The sequence below is a fragment of the Pseudomonas sp. RAC1 genome, from assembly GCF_030658255.1.
Lineage (GTDB): Bacteria > Pseudomonadota > Gammaproteobacteria > Pseudomonadales > Pseudomonadaceae > Aquipseudomonas > Aquipseudomonas boreofloridensis.
This window is the reverse complement of record NZ_JAUTXS020000035.1, coordinates 63936-86107: the sequence shown is the minus strand read 5'-3', so window position 1 is coordinate 86107 and position 22172 is coordinate 63936. Positions and strand designations below refer to the sequence as shown.

20 protein-coding genes are annotated in these 22172 nt (G+C 63.4%); 14 read left to right on the top strand and 6 right to left on the bottom strand.

The features are described from left to right. Nucleotides 1–27: 27 nt before the first annotated feature. Genes Q7C30_RS14850 through Q7C30_RS14840 form a run of 3 tightly spaced genes read right to left on the bottom strand, consistent with a single transcriptional unit; the run spans nucleotide 28 to nucleotide 2866 of the window. Nucleotides 28–1074: an iron ABC transporter permease gene (locus tag Q7C30_RS14850; protein ID WP_317871939.1), complete on the bottom strand. Its 1047-nt coding sequence runs from the start codon at nucleotides 1072–1074 to the stop codon at nucleotides 28–30. Then, nucleotides 1074–2063, bottom strand: coding sequence for an iron ABC transporter permease (locus Q7C30_RS14845; protein ID WP_317871938.1), 990 nt, complete (start codon nucleotides 2061–2063; stop codon nucleotides 1074–1076). Before Q7C30_RS14845 ends, Q7C30_RS14850 begins: the two co-directional genes overlap by 1 nt. Then, nucleotides 2060–2866 carry an ABC transporter ATP-binding protein gene (locus tag Q7C30_RS14840; RefSeq protein ID WP_317871937.1) on the bottom strand — a complete coding sequence of 269 codons (807 nt, stop codon included), beginning with the start codon at nucleotides 2864–2866 and terminating at the stop codon, nucleotides 2060–2062. Before Q7C30_RS14840 ends, Q7C30_RS14845 begins: the two co-directional genes overlap by 4 nt. A gap of 260 nt (nucleotides 2867–3126) precedes the next feature. On the opposite strand from Q7C30_RS14840, the gene Q7C30_RS14835 reads away from it, so the two are divergent. Next, a complete protein-coding gene (locus tag Q7C30_RS14835; RefSeq protein WP_317871936.1) occupies nucleotides 3127–5319 on the top strand; it encodes a TonB-dependent siderophore receptor in 2193 nt (730 codons plus the stop codon). 43 nt (nucleotides 5320–5362) lie between these two features. Here the strand turns inward: Q7C30_RS14835 and Q7C30_RS14830 are convergent, their stop codons facing one another. From Q7C30_RS14830 to Q7C30_RS14820, 3 genes are all read right to left on the bottom strand, one after another. Continuing rightward, a complete protein-coding gene (locus Q7C30_RS14830; RefSeq protein ID WP_317871935.1) occupies nucleotides 5363–6067 on the bottom strand; it encodes a helix-turn-helix domain-containing protein in 705 nt (234 codons plus the stop codon). Between the two features lie 84 nt (nucleotides 6068–6151). Beyond that, the gene (locus Q7C30_RS14825) at nucleotides 6152–7345 is read right to left on the bottom strand and encodes an MFS transporter (RefSeq protein WP_317871971.1); all 1194 of its coding nucleotides are present in this window, start codon (nucleotides 7343–7345) and stop codon (nucleotides 6152–6154) included. A 131-nt stretch (nucleotides 7346–7476) separates the two neighbouring features. Next, complete coding sequence (locus tag Q7C30_RS14820; protein WP_317871934.1) at nucleotides 7477–8154, bottom strand: RraA family protein; 678 nt, start codon at nucleotides 8152–8154, stop codon at nucleotides 7477–7479. 222 nt (nucleotides 8155–8376) lie between these two features. On the opposite strand from Q7C30_RS14820, the gene Q7C30_RS14815 reads away from it, so the two are divergent. The 13 genes from Q7C30_RS14815 (at nucleotide 8377) to Q7C30_RS14755 (ending at nucleotide 22104) form a co-directional block, all read left to right on the top strand. After that, nucleotides 8377–9354 (top strand): hydroxyacid dehydrogenase, encoded by a 978-nt coding sequence (locus Q7C30_RS14815; RefSeq protein ID WP_317871933.1) that lies wholly within the window; start codon nucleotides 8377–8379, stop codon nucleotides 9352–9354. Nucleotides 9355–9438: 84 nt separating this feature from the next. Further along, nucleotides 9439–10767 (top strand): MFS transporter, encoded by a 1329-nt coding sequence (locus Q7C30_RS14810; protein ID WP_029613404.1) that lies wholly within the window; start codon nucleotides 9439–9441, stop codon nucleotides 10765–10767. An 85-nt stretch (nucleotides 10768–10852) separates the two neighbouring features. Beyond that, entirely contained in the window at nucleotides 10853–11770 is a 918-nt protein-coding gene (locus tag Q7C30_RS14805; protein ID WP_317871932.1) for an amidohydrolase family protein, read from the top strand. Nucleotides 11771–11988: 218 nt separating this feature from the next. Beyond that, the gene (gene arnB, locus Q7C30_RS14800; RefSeq protein ID WP_304484099.1) at nucleotides 11989–13137 is read left to right on the top strand and encodes a UDP-4-amino-4-deoxy-L-arabinose aminotransferase; all 1149 of its coding nucleotides are present in this window, start codon (nucleotides 11989–11991) and stop codon (nucleotides 13135–13137) included. Continuing rightward, a complete protein-coding gene (locus tag Q7C30_RS14795; RefSeq protein ID WP_317871931.1) occupies nucleotides 13134–14144 on the top strand; it encodes a glycosyltransferase in 1011 nt (336 codons plus the stop codon). Before arnB ends, Q7C30_RS14795 begins: the two co-directional genes overlap by 4 nt. A 4-nt stretch (nucleotides 14145–14148) precedes the next feature. Next, complete coding sequence (gene arnA, locus Q7C30_RS14790; protein WP_317871930.1) at nucleotides 14149–16137, top strand: bifunctional UDP-4-amino-4-deoxy-L-arabinose formyltransferase/UDP-glucuronic acid oxidase ArnA; 1989 nt, start codon at nucleotides 14149–14151, stop codon at nucleotides 16135–16137. After that, nucleotides 16134–17021, top strand: coding sequence for a 4-deoxy-4-formamido-L-arabinose-phosphoundecaprenol deformylase (gene arnD / locus Q7C30_RS14785; RefSeq protein ID WP_317871929.1), 888 nt, complete (start codon nucleotides 16134–16136; stop codon nucleotides 17019–17021). The genes arnA and arnD overlap by 4 nt, the downstream gene beginning before the upstream one ends. Continuing rightward, on the top strand, nucleotides 17018–18658 hold the full coding sequence (arnT, locus tag Q7C30_RS14780; protein WP_317871928.1) for a lipid IV(A) 4-amino-4-deoxy-L-arabinosyltransferase: 1641 nt from the start codon (nucleotides 17018–17020) through the stop codon (nucleotides 18656–18658). The genes arnD and arnT overlap by 4 nt, the downstream gene beginning before the upstream one ends. After that, nucleotides 18655–19005 (top strand): hypothetical protein, encoded by a 351-nt coding sequence (locus tag Q7C30_RS14775; protein ID WP_029613407.1) that lies wholly within the window; start codon nucleotides 18655–18657, stop codon nucleotides 19003–19005. The genes arnT and Q7C30_RS14775 overlap by 4 nt, the downstream gene beginning before the upstream one ends. Continuing rightward, a complete protein-coding gene (arnF, locus tag Q7C30_RS14770) occupies nucleotides 19002–19415 on the top strand; it encodes a 4-amino-4-deoxy-L-arabinose-phosphoundecaprenol flippase subunit ArnF (RefSeq protein ID WP_029613408.1) in 414 nt (137 codons plus the stop codon). The genes Q7C30_RS14775 and arnF overlap by 4 nt, the downstream gene beginning before the upstream one ends. After that, nucleotides 19412–20800, top strand: coding sequence for a UDP-glucose/GDP-mannose dehydrogenase family protein (locus tag Q7C30_RS14765; RefSeq protein WP_317871927.1), 1389 nt, complete (start codon nucleotides 19412–19414; stop codon nucleotides 20798–20800). Before arnF ends, Q7C30_RS14765 begins: the two co-directional genes overlap by 4 nt. A gap of 90 nt (nucleotides 20801–20890) precedes the next feature. Beyond that, on the top strand, nucleotides 20891–21640 hold the full coding sequence (locus Q7C30_RS14760; protein ID WP_317871926.1) for a response regulator transcription factor: 750 nt from the start codon (nucleotides 20891–20893) through the stop codon (nucleotides 21638–21640). Between the two features lie 59 nt (nucleotides 21641–21699). Then, nucleotides 21700–22104 (top strand): DUF2946 family protein, encoded by a 405-nt coding sequence (locus Q7C30_RS14755; RefSeq protein ID WP_317871925.1) that lies wholly within the window; start codon nucleotides 21700–21702, stop codon nucleotides 22102–22104. Nucleotides 22105–22172: the final 68 nt, after the last annotated feature.

Sequence of the window (22172 nt, the reverse complement as noted above, 5' to 3'; positions counted from 1 at the left end):
CTCTCTCTTGAATGAATATTCAGGGCATCAACGACTGCGTTGGCGCGCCAGCAGCAGCATCAGGTACGGCGCACCGAGCAAGGCCACCACCAGCCCCGCCGGGATCTGCAATGGCGGCAGCAGGCCTCGCCCGAGGGTATCGCCTGCCAGCACCAGCAACGCACCGAACAGGGCCGACAGCGGCAGCAACGCGCCGTGTCGATCGCCGGCGAGCTGGCGGGCCAGATGCGGCGCCACCAGGCCGACGAAGGTCATGGTGCCGACGTTGGCCACCGCTGCCGCGGTCAGCATCACACTGCTCAACAGCAGCAAGCCCATGGTGCGGGTCACGTTCAGGCCGCGACTCAAGGCCACGCTCTCGCCCAGTTGCAGCAGGTTCAGCAGCCGATGGCACAGCAGCAGCGGCAGGCCCGCCAGCAGCAGCCAGAGGCCGAGGCTGTACACCTGCGGCCAACCGCTGCGGTGCAGGCTGCCACCCAGCCACATCAAGGCCGACTCGACATGATCGATATCGCCGTAGGTGATGATCAGGTCGGCGACGGCGCTGAGGATGGCGGTGAGCCCTACTCCGATCAGGATCAGGCGCAATGGCGAGATGCCCTGGCGCCAGGACAGCACCGCAACCAGTGCCGCCACCGCCAGGCCACCGCCCAGTGCGGCCAGCGGATAGAGCGCAGGGGGCAGCCACTGCGGCCAGAGCACCATGATCAGCAACATGGTGACGCTGGCGCCCGATTCCACTCCCACCAGCCCAGGCGCGGCCAGCGGATTGCGCGTCAGTGACTGCATCAACAGGCCGGCCAGGGCCATGGCGGCGCCGGCCAGGACCGCCAGCAGCACGCGCGGCAGGCGCAACTCCCTGACCAGGTTGAGCACCGTCGGGTCAGCCCGCTCAGGCTGGGTCAACGCCTGCCAGACCGTGCTCAGCCCCATGGGGTAGCTGCCCACCGTGAGCGCGTAGAGTCCAAGCGCCACCGTGGCCAGTATCAATAGCAGCGTCCAGATCAGATCGATGGGGCGACCGAACACCGGCAGCGGATGCCAGCGTCGAGGCAACAGCAGAACGCTTTTCATCAACGTACCTTTCTCAAGACCAGCACGACGAAGATCGGCCCGCCGATCAGCGCGGTGACGATGCCGGTGTTCAGCTCGAACGGCCGCACCAGGGTGCGAGCGGCGAGGTCGGCCAGCATGACCAGTTGCGCGCCCAGCAATGGCGCTGCCAGCAGCAGCCGCCGGTAGTCGTTGCCGAACAGCAAGCGCGCCGCATGCGGCACCACCAGCCCGACGAAACCGATGGGCCCGGCCAGGGCGACGGCGCAGCCGGAAAGTAGCACCACCGCCAGCAGACCCAGCAGACGCATCTTCAACAGATTCACGCCCATGCCGGCCGCCGCCTGGGCACCCAGCCGGTGGATGTTCAAGGCGCGCAGGTTGATCAGGCACAGCAGCATGCCCAGGGCCATCCACGGCCAGACCCAGCGCTGCACCGAGCTGTCGGTCAGGCCGATGGAGCCGGTGAGCCAGCGCCGCAGGCTGTCCATGCCTTGCTGATCGAGCAGCAACAGGATCGCGGTAATGGCACTGAACAGCGCCGCGATCATCGCCCCGGACAGGGTCAGGCGTACCGGGTTATGCCCTCGGCCAGCCAGCGCCAGGACGCCGACCGCCGCGACCAGGGCGCCGGTGAAGGCGAACAGCGGGATCATCGACAGGTCGTTGCCGGGCAGCACCAGCAGGCCGAATACCACGAACAGCGCCGCGCCACTGTTGATGCCGAGGATGCCGGGATCGGCCAGTGGGTTGTCGCCGATCGCCTGCATCAGGGTACCGGCCAGGCCGAGGCTTGCGCCGACCATGATCGCCACCAGCAAGCGCGGCAAGCGCGAGCCGCGCACGATGCTTTGGTCCGGGTCCGAGGGCACGTAGGCCACCAGCGCCTGCCAGGCCTCGCTCCAGGGAATCGACTTGGCGCCGAAGGCCAGGTGCGCCAGCGCCGTGACCAGCAATACCGCCAGCACGGCGAACCACAGCGGCAGGCGCAATGAAGTGGACGGCTTCACTGCGCCACCCGCAGCGCACTGGCACGCAGCGCGGACTTGGCGGCTGGCACGCACAGCGGCACGCCCGTGTGGGGGTCGGTGATGATGTGGGCGTCGAGGTCGAACACCGCTTTGAGATTGGCGGCGGTGAACACCTCGCGCGGCGGGCCTTCGGCTTGCAACTGACCGTCACGCAGCATGACCAGATGGTCGGCGTAGCGCGCGGCCTGGTTGAGGTCATGCAGCACAGCGACGATGGTCTTGCCCTGCTCGCGCAGGCTGACCAGCAGTTCGAGCAGGGTCACTTGGTGGGCGATGTCGAGGAAGGTGGTGGGTTCGTCCAGCAAGATCACCGGCGTGTCCTGCGCCAGCGTCATGGCGATCCAGCAACGCTGCAACTGCCCACCCGAGAGCGTGGCCAGGGAGCGGTCGAGCAAGGGCTCGATGCCGGCCAGGACGATGGCCTGATCGCAGGCCTGCTGGTCGGCGGGCGACCACTGTTGCCACCAGCTCTGCCAGGGAAAACGCCCCTGCATCACCAGTTCGCGCACGCTCATGCCTGCCGGCGAGGTGGTGCGCTGGGGCAGCAGCGCCATGCGCTGGGCCAGCTCGCGACGGGAAAAGTGCGTCACCGGTTGGCCGGCCAACCGCACCTCGCCGGCCTCGGGGCGCAACATCCGCGCCAGCACGTTCAACAAAGTGGTCTTGCCACAGCCGTTGGCGCCGATCAACGCGGTGAAGGCCCCTTGCGGAACCTCAAGCGTCACGCCCTTCAACACCTGTTGCTCACCGTAGCTCAGCTTGACTCCGCTGGCCTCGAGCATCTGTTTCTCCTAGCCCTGCGGCGCGCGCGGCGCCTGTTTTGCGTGCGAAACCCGAAGCGCATCGTGTCGTGTCCGGGCGGATAAAAGGCCACAGGATAAGACGAAAAGCGACGCAGCCGCCACACGGCAACAGAATAGTAATGTGAACATTTATCATTTGGCGTTAAAGTATCGGCCGTCGTTCCGGCCCGGGTTCGGCCAGGGTCGTCGTGGATCAAGGGCACATTGGCATTCAACTGCGTCAATTCAAGGACATTTAGATGCTGCGCATAACAACAGCCCGCACTCGCAAGAACCTTCCTGCATTCAAGTCGACGACGATCGCCCTGGCCCTGGGAGGGATGCTCTCGGCGCAGGCTCACGGGGCCGAACAGAGCGCCGCGCCCGGCGCCGCCGTCATCGAGCTGGGCGACACCACCGTCAGCGCCCAGGCCCTGGAAAACCCCACCGGCACGCTGCCCGGCAAAGTCGCCCTGCGCAACGCCAGTGCCACCAAATCCAATGCAGCCATTACCGAAACGCCGCAGTCGGTGTCGGTGGTGACCGCCGATGACATGAATGAGCGCAAGGCCGACACCTTGGCAGACGCACTGAGCTACACGCCTGGGTTCACCAGCCAGCCGAGCAGCTTCAACCGCACCGCCGACCGCTTCCGCATGCGCGGCTTCGATGTGGAGTCCGCGACCGGCGGTTCGATGCGCGACGGCATGCGCCTGCAGAACAATTCCTACGAGGGCGTGCAGGAGCCGTTCGGCCTGGAGCGCGTCGAAGTGGTGCGCGGCGCGGCCTCGGTGCTGTACGGCCAGTTGTCGCCCGGCGGCTTCGTCAACGGCATCAGCAAGCGCCCGACCGAGACGCCTTTGCACGAACTGGGCCTGCAATATGGCAACCACGACCGCAAGCAGTTGACCGGCGACTTCAGCGGCCCGCTGGGTGACAGCGACACCCTGAGCTATCGCCTGACCCTGTTGCAGCGCGACAGCAACACCTCCCAGGACCATATCAACGACGACAAGCTCTACATCGCCCCGGCGCTGACCTGGCGCCCCAATGAAGACACCTCGCTGACCCTGCTGTCGTTCTACCAGAAGAGCGACACGCGCTTCTCCGCGCCCCTGCCCTACCAGATGGTCACGCATGTGGGTAACGGCCCGTTCACCATCGGCCGTCACGACTTCATCGGTGAGCCGTCCTACGACGACATGAATGGCGAGATGTCCGCCATTGGTTACGAATTCGAGCATCGGTTCGATGAGCACACGCGCATCAGCAACAAGCTGCGGTACTACGAATCGGATGTGAAGTGGAAGTACCTGCAGGCCACCCCCGCCTCGGTCGCTGCCTCGGCCAGCACCGGGGTGTTGCGTCGCCAGTACAGCGACCGCCGTGAGCGTTCACGCGCACTGGCCAGCGACACCAACGTGGAAAGCCGCTGGAACATCGCCGGTATGGAGCACACCTTCCTGGTGGGCCTGGATACCTACGATGCGTCTTATGACTCGCACAACTTCCGCGGCAATGCGCCCAGCCTTGACCTGAGCCGTTATAACTATGGCCAGCCAGTCGTAGTCAACAAGAGCCAGAACCTTGACCGCGGCTCGCAACTCGACACCCTGCAAACCGGCCTCTATTTCCAGGACCAGATCCGTTTCGACGAGCGCTGGTTGCTGCTGCTCGGCGGTCGTCGCGACTGGGCCGACCAGGATCAACGCGCCTTCCGCAACGGTCAGAAGCTCAAGCAAGACGACCAGGCTACTACCTGGCGCGCAGGGCTTGTCTACCAGGCCGACAACGGTCTTGCGCCATACGTCAGCTACAGCGAGTCGTTCTTCCCGGTGGGCGTGGCCGAATTCACCGGGCAGACCTTCGACCCGACCAAAGGCAAGCAATATGAAGTGGGCATTCGCTACCAGCCCCATGACAGCAACCTGCTGCTCAGCGCGGCGGTGTACGACTTGACCCAGGAAAACGTGGTGAAGACCGATTTCAACGGCAATCCGCAGCAGATCGGCGAGCAGCGCTCGCGTGGCCTGGAACTGGAAGCCAAGGCAGACGTCACACCCCAGCTGACCCTGCTGGCGTCGTACGCCTACACCGATGCGCGCATCACCAAGAGCGCCAACCCCAGCGAGAAAGGCCAGCGCAGCGAAGACACGCCCTACCACCAGGCGGCCCTGTGGGCCGACTACAACTTCGGCCTGTTCGGCGTGCCGCAACTGAAAGTCGGCGCCGGAGCCCGTTATAAAGGCACCACCCAGGCCTCGGGCATCGACTCGCAGATGCCCGCCTACACCCTGTTCGACCTGCGCGCCAGCTACCAGTTGAACAAGCACTGGGACGTGGCCATCAACGCCAACAACGTCACTAACAAAGCCTATACGTATTGCGAGTTCGCCATCTGCCGCTACGGTGACGAACGCGAAGTGGTCACTTCGGTGAACTTCCGCTGGTAAAGGCCTGTGAGCAGCGCAGCACGCCGCCTACGGCGGCTGCGCTTTAAATGCCAGGGGCCTGCGGTTTGTACCCCAGGCTGCGCATCAAATCCCGCGCCGTCTCGAAGAACATCTGCTTGAGGCTTTCAGCACACTCCTCGGTCAGCCGACTGGCAGGCCCCGAGATGACCAACGCCCCCATCGACTCCCCCTGCGCCCCATAGATGGGCAAGGCCATTGAAGCCGCGTGCGGATCGGTGGCGCCCCGGGAAAAGAACGGCTTCTGCAGAGCGATACCGATGTCATACGGTGCCCGCAACGCCTGCGCACCGGCCGCCTCGTCCATGGGACGCATATCGCCGGGCTGAAGGTTCAGACGCAGCCGGTGCGACGAGTTCACTCGGTACTGGCACATCCGGTAGGCGCCGTGCCTGACGTAGAACGACGCCGTCTCGCCGGACTGCTCGGCCAAGTGATGCAGACGCGGCATGACATGCCGCTCCAGATCCAGTGCCTCTTGATACACCGCATTCAGGCGCATCACCTCGCTGGCCAGTTGGTAACGGCCATCGGCCATGCGCGTGATGAAGCCGTGGGTTTCCAACGACACCATCAAACGCATGATGGTGCTCTTGATCAACCCGGTACGCTCCACCAACTGCACCAAGCTCAGGGCTGTATCGCCGATCTGGAACGCCGTGAGCACGGTCAGCACACGGTCAGCCGATGCCACACCATTGACTGCGGGACGTGGCCGCGCTTTTACCATTTGAACAACCTCGTCTGATCGGTAGTCTGGTCCCCTCGTGGGCCAAGCGCGCATTATCCGCCAATGCCCTGCTCGGCGCCACGGTCAGCCTGGCAGCGCGGCCTTGTAGCGGGCTACGCAGGCAGTGCCGAGCGCCAGCAGCAATAGCGCCCCAGCCACGCCCAGCGTCGCCGGGGCACCGAATTGAGCGGCCAACACCCCGGCGATCATGCCGCCCAGCGCCTCGAAGCCAAAGCGCAAAGCGATATAGAACGCCACCACGCGGCCGCGCAAAGGCCCTGGCGCCTGGCTCTGCAACTGCATATTGGTACTGACGTTGCTCAGGGTGATGCCGAAACCGAGTATCGCCAAGGCGGCCAACGCCAGCGGTAGCACGTTGGCCAGGCACAGGCAGACCAGCGACACCGCGCACAACAACGCGCCTGCGACCGTGAACCGACCCAGCCGATGCAGCGCACCGCCTACCGCCAACACCACGGTGGCGACGAATGCACCTGCCCCTGCGGCGCCCCACAGCCAGCCCAGGATGCGGGCATCGCCGGCGAACACCGCCTTGGCCAGAATGGGCAACAGTGCTGCGTAGCAAGATGCCAGCAGGTTGACCAGCACCACATTGATCAGCAACTGGCGCACGCTGGCGGTGTGCCAGAGGTAAGCCAGGCCTTCACGAAACACCTGCGCGGTCGAACCGCTGGCGCGCGGGCTGTCACCGCCGCGCACCTTGAGCAGCCCTGCGAGCAAGGCGGCGAAACCGATCGCCGTCAGGGCGAAACAGGCCGCCTCGCCTGCCAGCGCGATCAAGCCACCGGCCAACGGCGGGCCGACGAAACGCGCGGCATTGATCAGCATGGCATTGAGCACCAGCGCATTGGGCAAGTCCGCAGGCTCATCGACGAAGCTGCCGATCAACGCTTGGCGCAGCGGGGTTTCCAGCGCGTTGAGCAGCCCAAGCAGCAGCGCCATGCCGGCGATTAAGGGGCCATCTATCCATTCACACCACGTGGCCAGGGCCAGCACGGCGGACTGCCCCACCAGGATCGACTGAACGATGATCAGCAGTCGCCGTTTGTCGTGGCGATCGATCCAGGCACCGGCCAGTGGGCCGATGAGCAGTTGCGGTATGAGCGACAGAAAGGTGATCAGACCGAGCAGCACCGCGGAACCGGTCAGGTGATAGGCCAGCCACGCCAGCGCCACCTGCTGCACCCACTTGCCCAACGTGGAGATGCCCTGGCCGGCGAAGTAAATCTGGAAGTTGCGATGAGCGAGCGCCCGAATGGCCGAAGGCCAGCGGGCGCGAGGGGGTGACGACAGGTGGGGCAACGATGTGAATCCTCAGTGACGGACCCACCGCCAGCATCGCCCGTCGCCTGCGACGCGCCCTGGACAAGGCGCGCCGTGGACAGGGTTCAGCCTGGCAGCAGGCAACCTTTCTTCTTCAAGGACTCCAGGACCCAGGAGCGGTCGTTGGTGCCTTGGGCAATGTGTTCCAGTTGAGCCGTTTCCGCCTTGTGCTTGGCGGTAGCACGCGCGTAGACCTCAGCGACCTCATCATAAGGCACGCACAGCAGTCCATCGTCATCGCCGATCATCAGATCGCCGGGGTGGATCACCATACCGTCGAGGGCGATCGGCACGTTGATCTCGCCGGGACCGTCCTTATAGGGACCGCGGTGCGAAACGCCAGCCGCAAACAGCGGGAATTGGCCCGCGCCAATGTTGGCCGCATCGCGAATGGCGCCGTTGATGACGATACCGGCGACGCCGCGCTTGACCGCATAGGCCACCATCATTTCGCCAATCAGGGCGTTGGTCAGGTCGCCGCCGGCATCGACCACGATCACATCGCCCGGCTCGGCGATATCGATCGCGTAGTGCAGCATGAGGTTGTCACCTGGGCGGGCCTTGACAGTCACCGCCGGACCGCACAGCACGCCTTCGCGGTGCATGGGCCGCAGACGTGCGCCGCCGGCTGTCATGCGATTCATCGAGTCGCTGACGTTCGCAACCGGTACCTCGCGATAGCGAGCCACCCATTCGTCGCCCACTTTACGAGCGCGCTCAAGCACTCGGAAGCCAATGCTCATGTGACCTACCTCTATTGGAGTTATTCGATTTCATCGGCTAGGCCGACTAGCTTTTTTAGAATGTCATTTCGTTAATCGAATATCAATGGGTTTTTGGTCCCGCTTAATAGCCGCATTACCAGTTTGCTCGCGCATTGTTGCAACACCGTTTCATTATGATAGTGTTCACCTCTGCCGCACCTGCACGGCCATACCGTCCCCTACAAGAACAAGGTATCGATGATGTCCCGCACCATTCTGCTGACCGGCCCAGCGTTGGCCGAAGAGGCCATGCGCCTGGCCGCCGCCCAAGGCGTCCGAATCATCCCGACCACGCCCTATTTGCCGGCCGAGGAACTGGAGGCGATCATTCGCGCCGAACAGCCCGACGCCATCGTCGTGCGCCAGGGCAGTCTGACCCGCGCCATGATCCATGCGTCAGCCAACCTCAAAGTGATCGCCAAGCATGGGGTGGGCTACAACACCATCGACATCCAGGCTGCTGCCGAGCGCCGCATCCCGGTCTCCATCGCGGTGGGTGCCAATGCCCAGTCGGTCGCCGAACACGCCTTTGCCCTGATGTTCAGCGTGGCCCGGCAGACCGCCCTGCTCGATGCGCGACTGCGCGACGGGCACTGGGACAAAGCCTCGGCCAATGGCATCGAGCTCAGCGGCAAGACGCTCGGCCTGATAGGACTGGGCTCGATCGGCGGCATCCTCATGGACCTGGTGGCGCCGCTGCGCATGAAGGTCAAGGTCTACGACCCCTACCTCAAGCAGTTGCCGGCACGCGAGCATGTCGAGCGCGAAGAGGATTTCGATCGCCTGCTGGCCGACAGCGACGTGATCAGCCTGCATTGCCCGCTGACCGAGACCAACCACAACCTCATCGGCGCCGCGCAAATCGCGCGCATGCGTCCCGGCGCCATCCTGATCAACACGGCACGCGGTGAACTGGTCGACACGCCAGCGCTGGTCAGTGCCTTGAGCGAGCGACGCCTCGGCGGCGCAGGCCTGGATACCTTCAACCCTGAACCACCACCGGCCGACAGCCCGCTGTGGGGACTGCCGACGTTGGTCGCCACGCCGCACGTGGGCGCCAACACCACCGAGGCCCGCGACCGCGTCGGCCTGGTGGCGCTCCAGCAGATCCTCGACGTCTGGGAAGGCAAGGCACTGGAGCCACGTTGCGTCGTCAACCGGCACCTGTTCGACAGCTGATCATCCATCCCTGGCGCGTCACCGCCCGTGCGGCAGGCGCCAGGGCCAAGTCTCACTCCAGAAAAACAACAATTGGAGAGCACCATGATTTCAGTGACTTCACAGCCCAGTGAGCTCGAACGCGCGACCATGCGCCGCGTCGCCTGGCGCCTGCTGCCGTTTCTCATCGTCTGCTACCTGATCGCGATCATCGACCGCGGCAACATCGGCATGGCTTCGCTGCAGATGAACCAGGACCTGGAACTGTCCGCCAAGGTCTTCGGTTTCGCCAGCAGCCTGTTCTTCTTCGCCTATTTCCTGGTCGAAGTACCCAGCAACCTGGCCATGCAGCGCTACGGCGCGCGGATTTGGATCGCCCGCATCATGATCACCTGGGGCCTGATCTCCGCCGGTACCGCCTTCGTCCAGGGCGCCAACTCGCTGTACGTGATGCGTTTCCTGCTCGGCGCCGCTGAAGCTGGCTTCTTCCCGGGCGTCCTGCTCTACCTCACCTACTGGTTGCCCTCGGCCTACCGTGCGCGAATGGTGGCGTTGTTCATGGTGGCCATTCCGGCCGCCAACTTCATCGGCTCGCCGCTCTCCGGCCTGCTGCTGAGCCTGGACGGCTGGATGGGCATGCGCGGCTGGCACTGGCTGTTCATTCTCGAAGGCATTCCCGCCGTGCTGCTGGGCATCGCTTGTCTGTTCGTGCTGACCGACCGCCCCGAGCAGGCCAAGTGGCTGAGCGACGAACAACGCGCCTGGCTGACCACACGCCTGGCCGAGGAAGCGGCGAAGAAAACCACCATTGGCCATATTTCGTTGTGGAAACTGTTGCGCCACAAGGACATCTGGGTGCTGGCGCTGATCTACTCGGGCGCCTCTGCTGCGGGCAGCACCATGAGCGTCTGGGCCCCGCAACTGCTCAAGACCTTTGGTCTGACATCGATGGAAATCGGCCTGGTCAACGCCATTCCCTACGGCATCGCCTCGGTGCTGATGATCGTCTGGGGTCGCAGCTCCGACCGCACGGGCGAACGTCGCTGGCACACGGCAATGACCATGTTGCTGATCGCGGCTGGCCTGCTGATGACCCTGTTCACCTCGTCGTTACCGGCCACCGTGGTGATGCTGACCATGGTGCTGGTGGGCGCCTACTCGATGAAAGGGCCGTTCTGGGCGCTGGTGTCCGGCTGGCTGTCCTCCTCCACCGCTGCCGCCGGCCTGGCGGCCGTGGGCGCGATGGCCAACCTCATCGGCGGTGGCCTGATGGTGAACGTCTACGGTGCCATCCACGACGCCACCAACAGCTACGCGCTGGCGCTGATGCCACTGGCGGCGCTGTGCACCCTGGCCGGCGTCATGGTGTTGGTGATCGGTCGCAAACGTCAGCTTGAGCAAGCCGAAGCGGCGGCGGCGCTCGGCGCCAAGTAATTCTGCGCCGCACGCATCGACGCCCACCTTCCGTCGAGGAACGTGGGCGTCGTCTTGTCACTACAACAATAAAACGAGGTTTGCGATGTCTCTTACTCGTCGCCACTTTCTGCAGGTGGCCGGCGCCCTTGGCGCTGCCGCTTCCACCGGGGTGTTGGCCAAGGTGCCGTTCAGCCAAGGCGACGCGCCAGCTCGCCTGGTGCCACCTCAAGGCAGCATCGACTGCCATATGCACTTGTACGACAGCCGTATTCCCGCCGCCGCTGGCGCCACGTTGTTGCCGCCGGCCGCTTCGCTGGAAGACTATCGCCAGCTTCAGCAGCGTCTCGGGCTACGTCGCATGGTGATCGTCACCCCTTCGACCTACGGCACGGACAACCGCGTCATGCTCGACGGACTGCTGCGCAGTCGCGGCGATGCGAGAGGGGTCGCGGTGGTGGCCAGCAGCATCACCGATGCCGAGCTTGAGCACCTCCATCAGGCCGGCGTTCGCGGTATCCGCTTCAACCTCAGCGTCGGCACCCAGGCCCTGGATGGCATCGAAGCGCTGGCCGCCCGTGTGGACGAACTGGGCTGGAACGTCCAGGTCGCTACCGGGCCGCTGCTGCCGGAGGTGGCACCGCGCCTGGCCAAGCTGCCGAGCAAGCTGGTGATCGATCACCTGGGCCACGTACCGCAGCCAGAGGGCCTGGAATCCACGGCATTCGCCGCGCTCACAGGACTGCTCGACGCTGGGCGCACCTGGGTCAAGCTGTCGGCGCCCTACCTGCGCTCAGCAGTCGGTGCGCCGGGTTATCAGGATGTGGGCATAGTCGTCAGCACGCTGATCGCGCGCTATCCCCAGCACCTGGTGTGGGGCAGCGACTGGCCGCACCCGACGTTGGCGCCAGAGCAGAAGCCGGACGATGCAGCGCTGCTGGACCTGTTGCTGCAATGGGCACCGGATGACCGCGTGCGCACGATGATCCTGCGCGATACGCCCGTGAAGCTGTACGACTTCTAAGAAAGCGTGCCGGCCAACGAGGGCGGGCTGTCAGGGGCCTCTGTTCTTCGGCTCGACCTTGCACCTCACACATCGCCCTTCTGCTAACCCCCTCAACTTCCGTTCGTTCAGCCTTCGTTCAGACTGCTTGAAGAAAACCTTGATGCGACCTCGCTAGGATCCCAGCGCTTCGAGGAACCAATGGGTTCCTTGCCTTCAAGTCGGCTACCGAGGTCTGCATGACCGAGCATTTTCTACCCTTTTCTCGTCCGAGCATTGGCGAGCAAGAGATTACCGCCGTTGCACAGGTGCTCCGATCAGGCTGGATCACCAGCGGGTCGAAAAATCTGGAGCTCGAACAGCGCTTTGCCGAGTACGTGGGCGGCAAACATGCAGTTGCACTGTCCAGTGCTACCGGCGCATTGCACGTCACGCTGCTGGCGTTGGGGATCGGGCCAGGAGATGAAGTCATCACGCCTTCGCTGACCTGGGTTTCGACAGCCAACATCATTTCACTGATCGGCGCCACGCCGGTGTTCGTGGACGTCGATCGGCACACCCTGATGTGCGATGCACAGCATGTACAGGCCGCCATCACCCCGCGAACGCGGGCAATCATACCCGTTCATTTCGCCGGAGCCGCACTGGACCTGCGACCTCTGCGAGCCCTTGCAGAACAGCACGGCATTGCGCTGATCGAAGACGCTGCCCATGCGGTGGGAACCGAGTATTGCGATGCTCGGATCGGCGCCAGCGGCACCGCCATCTTTTCATTCCACGCCATCAAGAACCTGACCTGCGCCGAAGGCGCCATGCTGGTCACCGACGACCACGCGTTGGCCGATCGCGTGCGGCGCCTGAAATTCCATGGACTGGAAGTTGACGCGTTTGATCGCTCGAGCCAAGGCCGGCGCCCCCAGGCGCAGGTCATCGAGCCAGGCTTCAAGTACAACCTGGCGGACATCAATGCGGCCATGGCGCTGGTTCAGTTGCGACGGTTGGAAGCACTCAATGCCAGGCGCCACGCGCTGGCCGAACAGTACACCGCTCGCCTGGCCGATCTGCCCGTCAAGCCGCTGGCTGTTCCGACCTACCCGATCCGCCACGTCTGGCACCTGTTCATCCTGCGCATCGATGAGCAGGCCTGTGGCCTGACTCGCGACGCGTTCATGGACGCCATGAAGCACCAGGGTATTGGCTGCGGCATCCACTTCATTCCTGCACACCTGCACCCCTACTACCGCCAGGCCTACCCGGATGTTCGACTGCCGGAGAGTGAATGGAATGCTTCGCGGCTGTGCTCGATTCCACTGTTCCCCGACATGCAGAGCCACGACGTTGAACGGGTTGTTTCAGCCATCGAACACTGCCTGGAGCGCCGAGGATGAAGCCGGCATCATTCAAACTCGTCTCGATCGTGATTCCGGTATTCAACGAAGAGGCAAGCCTTCCCCAGTTGTTGTGCAGGACGCTTGCCGCCTGCAGTCGTCTGTCGCAACCGTTCGAACTCATCCTGGTGGATGACGGCAGTCGCGATCGTTCCTCGACGATCATGCAGGAGGCAGCCTCGGTCGAGGGCAGCCCGGTGGTGGCCGTACTGCTGAACCGAAACTATGGCCAGCATGCGGCGATTTTTGCAGGCTTCGAGCAGTCCGCCGGGGATCTGATCATCACCCTGGATGCCGACCTGCAGAATCCACCTGAGGAAATTCCACGGCTGGTCGAGCAAGCCGCCTGTGGCTATGACGTGGTGGGCTCGGTCCGCGCGCGCCGCCAGGACTCAGCATGGCGACGCTGGCCCTCGCGGCTTGTCAATCGAGCGGTCAAGAGCGCCACCGGGGTGGCCATGCACGACTATGGCTGCATGCTGCGCGCCTACCGTCGCCCGATTGTCGACGCCATGCTCAAGTGCCAGGAACGCAGCACCTTCATTCCCGTGCTGGCCAACAGCTTCGCCCGCCACACCTGCGAAATCCGCGTCGCCCATGCCGAGCGTGAGCATGGCGAGTCAAAGTACAGCCCGATGGGCCTGCTCAACCTCATGTTCGATCTGCTCACCTGCATGACCAACATGCCCCTGCGCCTGTTGAGTCTGTGCGGTGCAGCCATGGCCAGTGCTGGCTTCGTGCTGGCCTGCGCGCTGGTGCTGCTGCGCCTGACATTTGGCGCGGCCTGGGCCGGTAACGGTCTGTTCGTGTTGTTCGCCGTGTTGTTCATGTTCAGCGGCGTCCAGTTGCTGGGCATGGGGCTGCTGGGCGAATACCTGGGCCGCCTGTACAGCGACGTCAGGGCGCGCCCGCGATTTCTGATCGAGCACGTTATCAGAGCCTGTCCTGCTTCGCGCCCGGTACCGCCGGAGCCTGCCAATCCGCTTCCTTCTGCCAGGGAATCCTGACGACATGAACGTCAAAACCGTTGTCTTTGCCTATCACGATATCGGTTGCACCGGCATCGAATCACTTCTCGAAGCCGGTTACGATATTTGCGCGGTCTTCACCCACATCGATCAGCCTCAGGAACGGATCTTCTTCGGCTCCGTAGCGCGTCTGTGCGCTGAGCGTGGCATCCCGGTTTACGCCCCCGAAGACGTCAATCATCCCCTGTGGGTGCAGCGCATTCGCGAGCTCGAGCCGGACTTCCTGTTTTCCTTCTATTACCGCCAGCTCTTGGGCGAGTGTATCCTCGCCTGCGCCAAGCGCGGCGCATTCAACCTGCACGGGTCCCTGCTGCCACGCTACCGAGGCAGAGCCCCAGCGAACTGGGCCATCATCAACGGCGAGACGCAGACCGGCGTCACCCTGCACCGAATGGTCGGACGCGCCGATGCCGGGCCGATCCTTGCTCAAGTTCCGGTAGCCATCGCCGAGACCGACACTGGTCTGAGGCTTCAACAGAAACTGCGCGCAGCAACCATTGGCTTGCTGCGCGAAAAGCTACCACTACTGGCGGCCGGTGGCCTTGCAGAGGTGCTGCAGGATGAAACCCAGGCCAGCTACTACGGCCGCCGTACGGCCGCCGATGGCCTGATCGACTGGCAGTGCCCGGCCAAACGACTCTACGACCTGATCCGCGCGTTGACCCATCCCTACCCTGGCGCCTATTGCCAGACCAGTGAGCACAAATTGTTGATCTGGGACGCCGATGTCATCCCGGGCAACCTCGGTCAGCCGCCTGGCACGGTGCTGTGCGCCGATCCGTTGCGCATCGCCTGCGGGGAAGATTCGCTGGTGGTGCGCCATGCACAGCGCGGCGACCATGGTCTGTATCTCTGCGGTGCGGGCTTGGCCCGTGAGCTGGGCCTTGTGGAGGGAGCGTCGCTGAACGCGGCGCACCCGCCTGCAAAACGCCCGACGCGGGTGCTGATCCTCGGCGTCAATGGCTTCATCGGCAATCACCTGTCCGAGCGACTGTTGAGTGACGGCAACTACGAAATCCATGGCATGGACATTGGCTCGGATGCCATCGAACGGTTGAAGGACAATCCACAGTTCCACTTCGTCGAGGGCGACATCAGCATCCACAGCGAATGGATCGAATACCACGTCAAGAAATGCGACGTCGTACTGCCGCTGGTCGCCATCGCCACCCCCATCGAGTACACCCGCAACCCGTTGCGCGTCTTCGAACTGGACTTCGAAGAAAACCTCAAGATCATCCGCTACTGCGTGAAGTACGGAAAACGCGTGATATTCCCTTCCACTTCGGAAGTCTATGGCATGTGCCAGGATCCGGAGTTCGACGAGGACAGGTCGAACCTGGTCGTAGGCCCCATCAACAAACAGCGCTGGATCTACTCGGTTTCCAAGCAACTGCTGGACCGAGTCATCTGGGCCTACGGGAAGCAAGGTCTGCGTTTTACTTTGTTCCGTCCGTTCAACTGGGTAGGCCCGCGCCTAGATCGCCTGGACTCGGCGCGCATTGGCAGCTCGCGAGCGATCACCCAGCTGATCCTGCACCTGGTGGAAGGCACCCCCATACGCCTGGTCGACGGTGGCGAACAGAAGCGCTGCTTCACCGATGTCGCCGACGGCATCGAAGCGCTGGCGCGCATTATCGACAACGAAGGAAGTTGTTGCGACGGGCAGATCATCAATATAGGCAACCCCGAGAACGAGGCGAGCATCCGCGAGTTGGGCGAAGCCTTGCTGCGTCAGTTTGATGCGCACCCGCTACGCGGCGAGTTCCCGCCCTTTGCCGGGTTTCAGTTGGTGGAGAACCGCACGTTCTACGGCGACGGCTACCAGGATGTCAGCCACCGCAAACCACGCATCGCCAATGCACGACGTTTGCTGCACTGGCAGCCGACCGTCGATCTGGAACAGACCATCGCCAAGACCCTGGACTTTTTCCTCAACGAAGCGCTCCGCGAGCGCGGGAGAGGCCAATGAGTCGGGTGGGATTGCGGATCGATGTGGACACCTTTACCGGCACGCGTGAAGGCGTGCCCGCGCTGCTCGATCTGCTCGACGCCGCTGCGGTCAAGGCCACCTTCTTTTTCAGCGTGGGCCCCGACAACATGGGGCGCCACCTCTGGCGACTGGCCCGCCCGGCATTCCTGCACAAGATGCTGCGCTCGAAGGCCGCCAGCCTTTATGGATGGGACGTGCTCCTGGCCGGCACGGCATGGCCTGGAAAGTCGATAGGCAACAAGTTGGCACCGATCATGCGGCGCGCCCAGGAGGCAGGTCATGAGATCGGCTTGCACGCCTGGGATCACTACGCCTGGCAAGCCCACGCCGGCCGATGGCCGGATCACGTTCTGGTCGATCAGGTGCGTCAGGGCAAGGAATGCCTCGAAGACATCATTGGCCAATCGGTGACCTGTTCGGCAGCACCCGGCTGGCGGGCTGACACCCCTATCCTTTCGGCCAAGCAGGCGCTCGATTTTCGCTACAACAGCGACTGCCGAGGCTGCGGAATCTTCCTGCCGCTACTGTCCGACGAATGCCCAGGCACCCCGCAGATTCCTGTGAGCCTACCGACTTTTGACGAAATGACGAGGCCTGGATTGTCCTTGAACAGCTTCAACGAGCTCATCCTCGATCAACTGACCGCCAGCCGCGATGGCGTCTATACCGTCCATGCCGAAGTGGAAGGCCGGAGCATGGCCAGTGGATTCGAACAACTGCTCAAACGCGCCGCCTGGCGCGGCATCGACTTCAAGCCCCTGGGGGCGTTGCTGCCAGAGGATGTCCATCGCCTACCGACCGCCCATGTCATACGCGGGGCGGTGGCGGGCCGCGAAGGCTGGGTGGGGGTTCGTCATACATGAGTCGCGTCCAACAGTGGTCACTGATCGTCCTGATCTTCGTCCTGTTCTATGCCCTGCCGTTAAGCAACCATGGTCTATGGATCCCGGACGAAACGCGCTACGCGCAAATCGGCCAGGAAATACTGCTCAGCGGTGATTGGGTTTCCCCCCATTTCATGGGCCTGCGCTATTTCGAAAAGCCCATAGCCGGTTACTGGATGATCGCCGCAGGACAAGCGGTCTTCGGCGAGAACCTTGTCGGAGTACGCATCGCATCGCTACTCGCCACAGCCCTGAGCACCCTGCTGATTTTCCAACTGGCCCAGCACATCTGGCACAACCGCCGTACCAGCTGGCTGGCGGCGGCGTTCTATGCGAGCTTCGGGCTGATTGCCGGCCAGGCCGGTTATAGCAACCTGGATCCTCAGTTCACCTGGTGGGTCAATTTCAGCCTCGCTGCACTGTGGGGCGCGTTGAACGCCTCAACGACTCGACGGCGACTCGGGCTGTGGGCCGTGCTTGGACTGGCCTGCGGTATGGGGTTCCTGACCAAGGGGTTCCTCGCTTTGCTGTTGCCGGTGCTGATCGCCGTGCCCTACGCCGTGTGTCGCAAGTGCTTCAAGCCACTGCTGAAGTTTGGGCCACTCGCAGTGCTAGTGGCGCTGTTGGTGTGCGCACCCTGGGCGTTGAGCGTGCATGCCAGGGAGGCGGATTACTGGAGCTTCTTCTTCTGGCATGAGCACATTCGACGCTTCGCTGCCGAAGACGCCCAGCACCTGCGGCCTTGGTGGTTCTATCTGCCCCTCATGCTCGCGGCCACCCTGCCCTGGGCCGGCCTGCTCCCGATCAGCCTCAAACAAGCGTGGCGCGAGCGCTCATCCGCCGACATGGTCTTCCTGGCGCTCTGGCTGGTGTTACCGTTCCTGTTCTTCAGCCTGAGCCGTGGCAAGCTGCCGACCTACATCATGCCGTGCCTGATGCCCCTGGCGCTGATGATGGCCCGTGCCATCGACCGGCGCCTGAGCGAGTACGAAGGTGCAGCGCTTCGCTTCAACGGCTGGATCAATCTCGGCATCGCCGTGATTGCCAGCGGCGGCCTGGCAGTTGTGCAGTGGAAACAGCCGGTCTATGTCGATGAACCTCTGGTGTTGTGGCTGGCAGTCATCGTCATCGTCGTGTGGGGGCTGTGTGGTCTGGCCCAGGCGATCAAGCCCATCCGCTTGTGGTACACCCCGCTGCTGGGCCTCTGGACGCTGATCGCGATCCTGCCAGCGGCGATGCCCGCACGTGTGGTGAACAACAAGACACCTGACACGTTCATTGCCACGCATCTGCCGGAACTGATGAACGTAACGCACCTGGTGAGCAATGACCTGGGCGCCGCCTCGGCGTTGGCGTGGCTTACAAAAAGACCCGATGTCACCCTCTACGGCACCAGAGGTGAACTGAAGTACGGCTTGTCATACCCCGAACACAGTCATCGCAGCGTCGCACCCGACGCCTTTCAGGCGTGGTTGCACGAGACACGAAAAACGGGATCGGTCGCCGTCGTACTGAGAAGCAAGGACGGCTCTGGCCGCCATCTGCCGCAGCTCCCTGGCGGCAGACGGTACGCATCGGGGCACTTGTCGCTCGTCATTCTCGAGCAGACCCCATGATCATCCTGCTGATACTCGCCACCTCGCTGCTGACCTGCTGCGGGCAGATCGCGCAGAAGTTCACGGCTCAATCCTGGGCGGCGCTGGCCAGCGGCACCTCGCGGTGGGCCATTCTGGACTGCCCCTGGCCATGGCTGGCATCGATCAGTCTGGTGCTGGGCCTGGGCTGCTGGTTGGGCGTGCTTCGGCACATGGATGTCGGTGTCGCCTATCCAATGCTGAGCCTGAACTTCGTGCTGGTGGCGCTAGCTGGGCGCTACCTGTTCGGCGAAGTGCTGCCAGGCCGAAATCTGGCAGGCATCGCCCTGATCGCAAGTGGCGTGCTGATGCTGGGGGGGCTGTCATGAGCCCCCGCACAGGTCTGGCCGCTGCCTGGACGAGCGTGCTGCTGGTCAGCGCTGCGCAGCTAGCCATGCACTGGGGCATGACTCGGCTGCCAGCGATTTGCGACTGGGCCTGGGCCACGTGGCCCAGGGGTGCAGTCGCCTGGGTAGCGGGCGGTGTCGTGGCCTACGCGGTTTCACTCGGCTTCTGGCTACGAGCCCTAAGCCACCTGCCTCTGGGCAGGGCCTACGGCCTGCTTGGCCTGAGCTACGCGCTGGTCTACATCCTGTCGGCCAGCCTGCCCTTTTTCGACACCCATTTCTCGGCCATCAAGACAGTGGGCGTGGGCCTGATCGTGGCCGGCGTATGGCTAATGAATACCTGCGGTGCGAGCCGCGACTGCCCTGTGCAGTGTTGCAAGGAGAGTCAATGAAAATCACGGTCTATGGGAGCGGCTACGTCGGTTTGGTGCAGTCCAGTGTGCTGGCGGAAGTCGGTCATGATGTCGTGTGCATGGACATCGATCAGAACAAGGTGGACGCACTGTCGCGGGGTGTGGCGACGATCTTCGAGCCGGGGCTCGAGGCACTGCTGCGCGAAGGTCTGGACAGCGGACGATTGCGGTTCACCAGCGACTCATGTCTGGCTGCGGAGCATGGGCACGTGCAATTCATCGCGGTCGGCACGCCCCCGGGGGCAGACGGTGCGGCAGATCTGGGGGCAGTCTTCGCGGTGGCGGATCAGATCAGCCTTCACCGCTCAGCACCGGTCATCATCGTGGAGAAATCCACGGTGCCGGTGGGTACCGGTGATCGCCTGCGCCAGCACATTCGCCGGCGACTCGACGATGCGGGGCGCTCACTGGAGTTCGAAATTGCCTCGAACCCGGAGTTTCTCAAGGAGGGTGCGGCACTGGCTGATTGTCGCCGACCCGACCGGATCGTCATCGGGACCGAGAGCGAAGCGGTGCGTCAGGTGATGCGCGAACTCTATGAGCCATTCAATCGCAACCATGACCGCATGCTGTTCATGACGCTGCGCAGCGCCGAACTGACCAAATACGCAGCTAATGGCATGCTGGCCACCAAGATCAGCTTCATCAACCAGCTCGCCGAACTTGCCGAACACGTGGGCGCCGACATTGAGTCGGTGCGTTTGGGCATGGGGGCAGATCCCCGAATTGGCTACCACTTTATCTACCCAGGCTGCGGCTACGGCGGCTCATGCTTTCCCAAGGACATGCGCGCGCTCATCAACAGCGCGCAGCAGGTGCAATGCCCGAGCGACCTGCTGGAGGCTGTGGAAGCGATCAATGGGCGGCAAAAAAGCAAGTTGTTCGAACGCATCAAGAGCTACTTCGGCAGCGATCTCACCGGCAAGGTGTTCGCGCTCTGGGGACTGGCGTTCAAGCCCAACACCGATGACATTCGTGATGCACCCAGCCGAGTACTCATGGAATCACTGTGGGCCCACGGGGCGCGGGTCAATGCCTACGATCCAGAGGCGATGCTGGAAACCCAACGCGCCTACGGCCACGATGCGCGCCTGTCGTTGATGGGCACGCCTGAGGCGGCGCTGACGGGGGCGGACGCCTTGGTTATCTGCACGGAGTGGCAACAGTTCAAGGCCCCGGATTTCGAGGCGATCAAAGACCGCCTGAACGCACCGGTCATCATCGACGGCAGAAATCTCTTCGATCCCGAGCGGATGCACAGGCACGGTATCACCTACTTCCCCATTGGCCGTGGACGGTCGTGTGCCCCCTCAGATGATGGACGTCTGTCGGACGGAGTGCCGGAGTCGCTTTTGGCCCAGTGATCTGGAGAAAAGTCAGCGGGCGTTGATCGGGCATCTTGCGTAAAACGCCTGATTCCCATACAGCGCTCGCCCTGTTGTTCACGGTGGACTGTGCGCGATTTGTCACCCGAGGTGCTTTTGAATCATCGACGAATCCTCATCATTGAAGACCGCTCCGAGGGGGCAGGCGTGCTGGCGACTTATCTGAAAAGGGAAGGTTTCGAAACCACGGTCGTACACGACGGCATTCCAAGCCAAGCCCTATTTCGCCATCTCGATCCAGCGCTGGTCCTGCTGGATATCACCTTGCCAGGAAGAGACATACATCGATTTCTCTTCGAACTGCGTCAAACCTGCCTAACGCCCGTCATCGTCCTCACCGCCGCGGCCGACGTCACGGAAAAAATCGGCGTACTGCGCCAAGGGGCGGACGATTACATTCCCAAACCCTATAACCCAAGAGAGGTCACGGCGCGCATTCAGGCTGTACTGCGCCGTGCTTGGCCAGCACAGGCGTCGCGAAGCGTCCTCGAATGCGACGGCGTCTGGGTGGACCTCGAGGCCCTGGTCGGTGGCGTGCGCACTGCCGACGGAGACTCGGTCCTGCTGAGTCTGACTCGGACCGAACTGGGCGTGCTGACTGCACTGCTTAAAACCCCCTACAAAGCTTTCACCCGCGAAGAGCTGCTGGCGTCGAGCATGCCCGACAGCGATGCCCAGAGCCGCGTGATCGACACGCATGTCCATAATTTGCGGCGCAAGCTCGAAGCCGCAGGGGTCATGCAAGTACCGAGCACGGTCAGGGCCGTGGGCTACCGATTCAGGTCGGTGGCCAAACTGCGGCAAATGGGCGCGCCCTAAAGCTTTTACAGACTCACCCAGCTGCGGCTTAATAGCGCCGTCCCGCTCAAGGATGGCCAATGCCCACCACGCGTCACACGCCCCTGCTGCTGCTTGCCTGCCTCGTCGTGCTGTTCAACCTGCTGGCGATGCCACTCGACCGCGCGCTACGCCCTCCGGCAGTCGATTCATCGTTGCTGCTGGGCAGTTTCTGCAGCCTGCATGGTGTGCAGAACCTGCCCAAGTCGGTGCTGGCGCAACTCAAGCTCGACCAGGCCGAGTTGTCCGATCAGCTCGACAGCACGCCTGCGCCCGGCGATTGCTGCTGCGGCCACGCAGGCCAGGCCGCCTTGGCCTCGACCTATTTCAGACATCTGATCCCGCGCTTCTGGCCCGACGTCCTGCTCCTCAGCCCGGCGCCTGACCGGCCAGTCCCGCGCGAGCAACGACCCGCCCTCACACCGCGCGCCTCTCCTCTGGCTTGAAGACTCGTCCCTAGAGCACCGCGCTGCGCACTGCTGCGCGCACGCATACGACTGTCCTGCCAGGAACC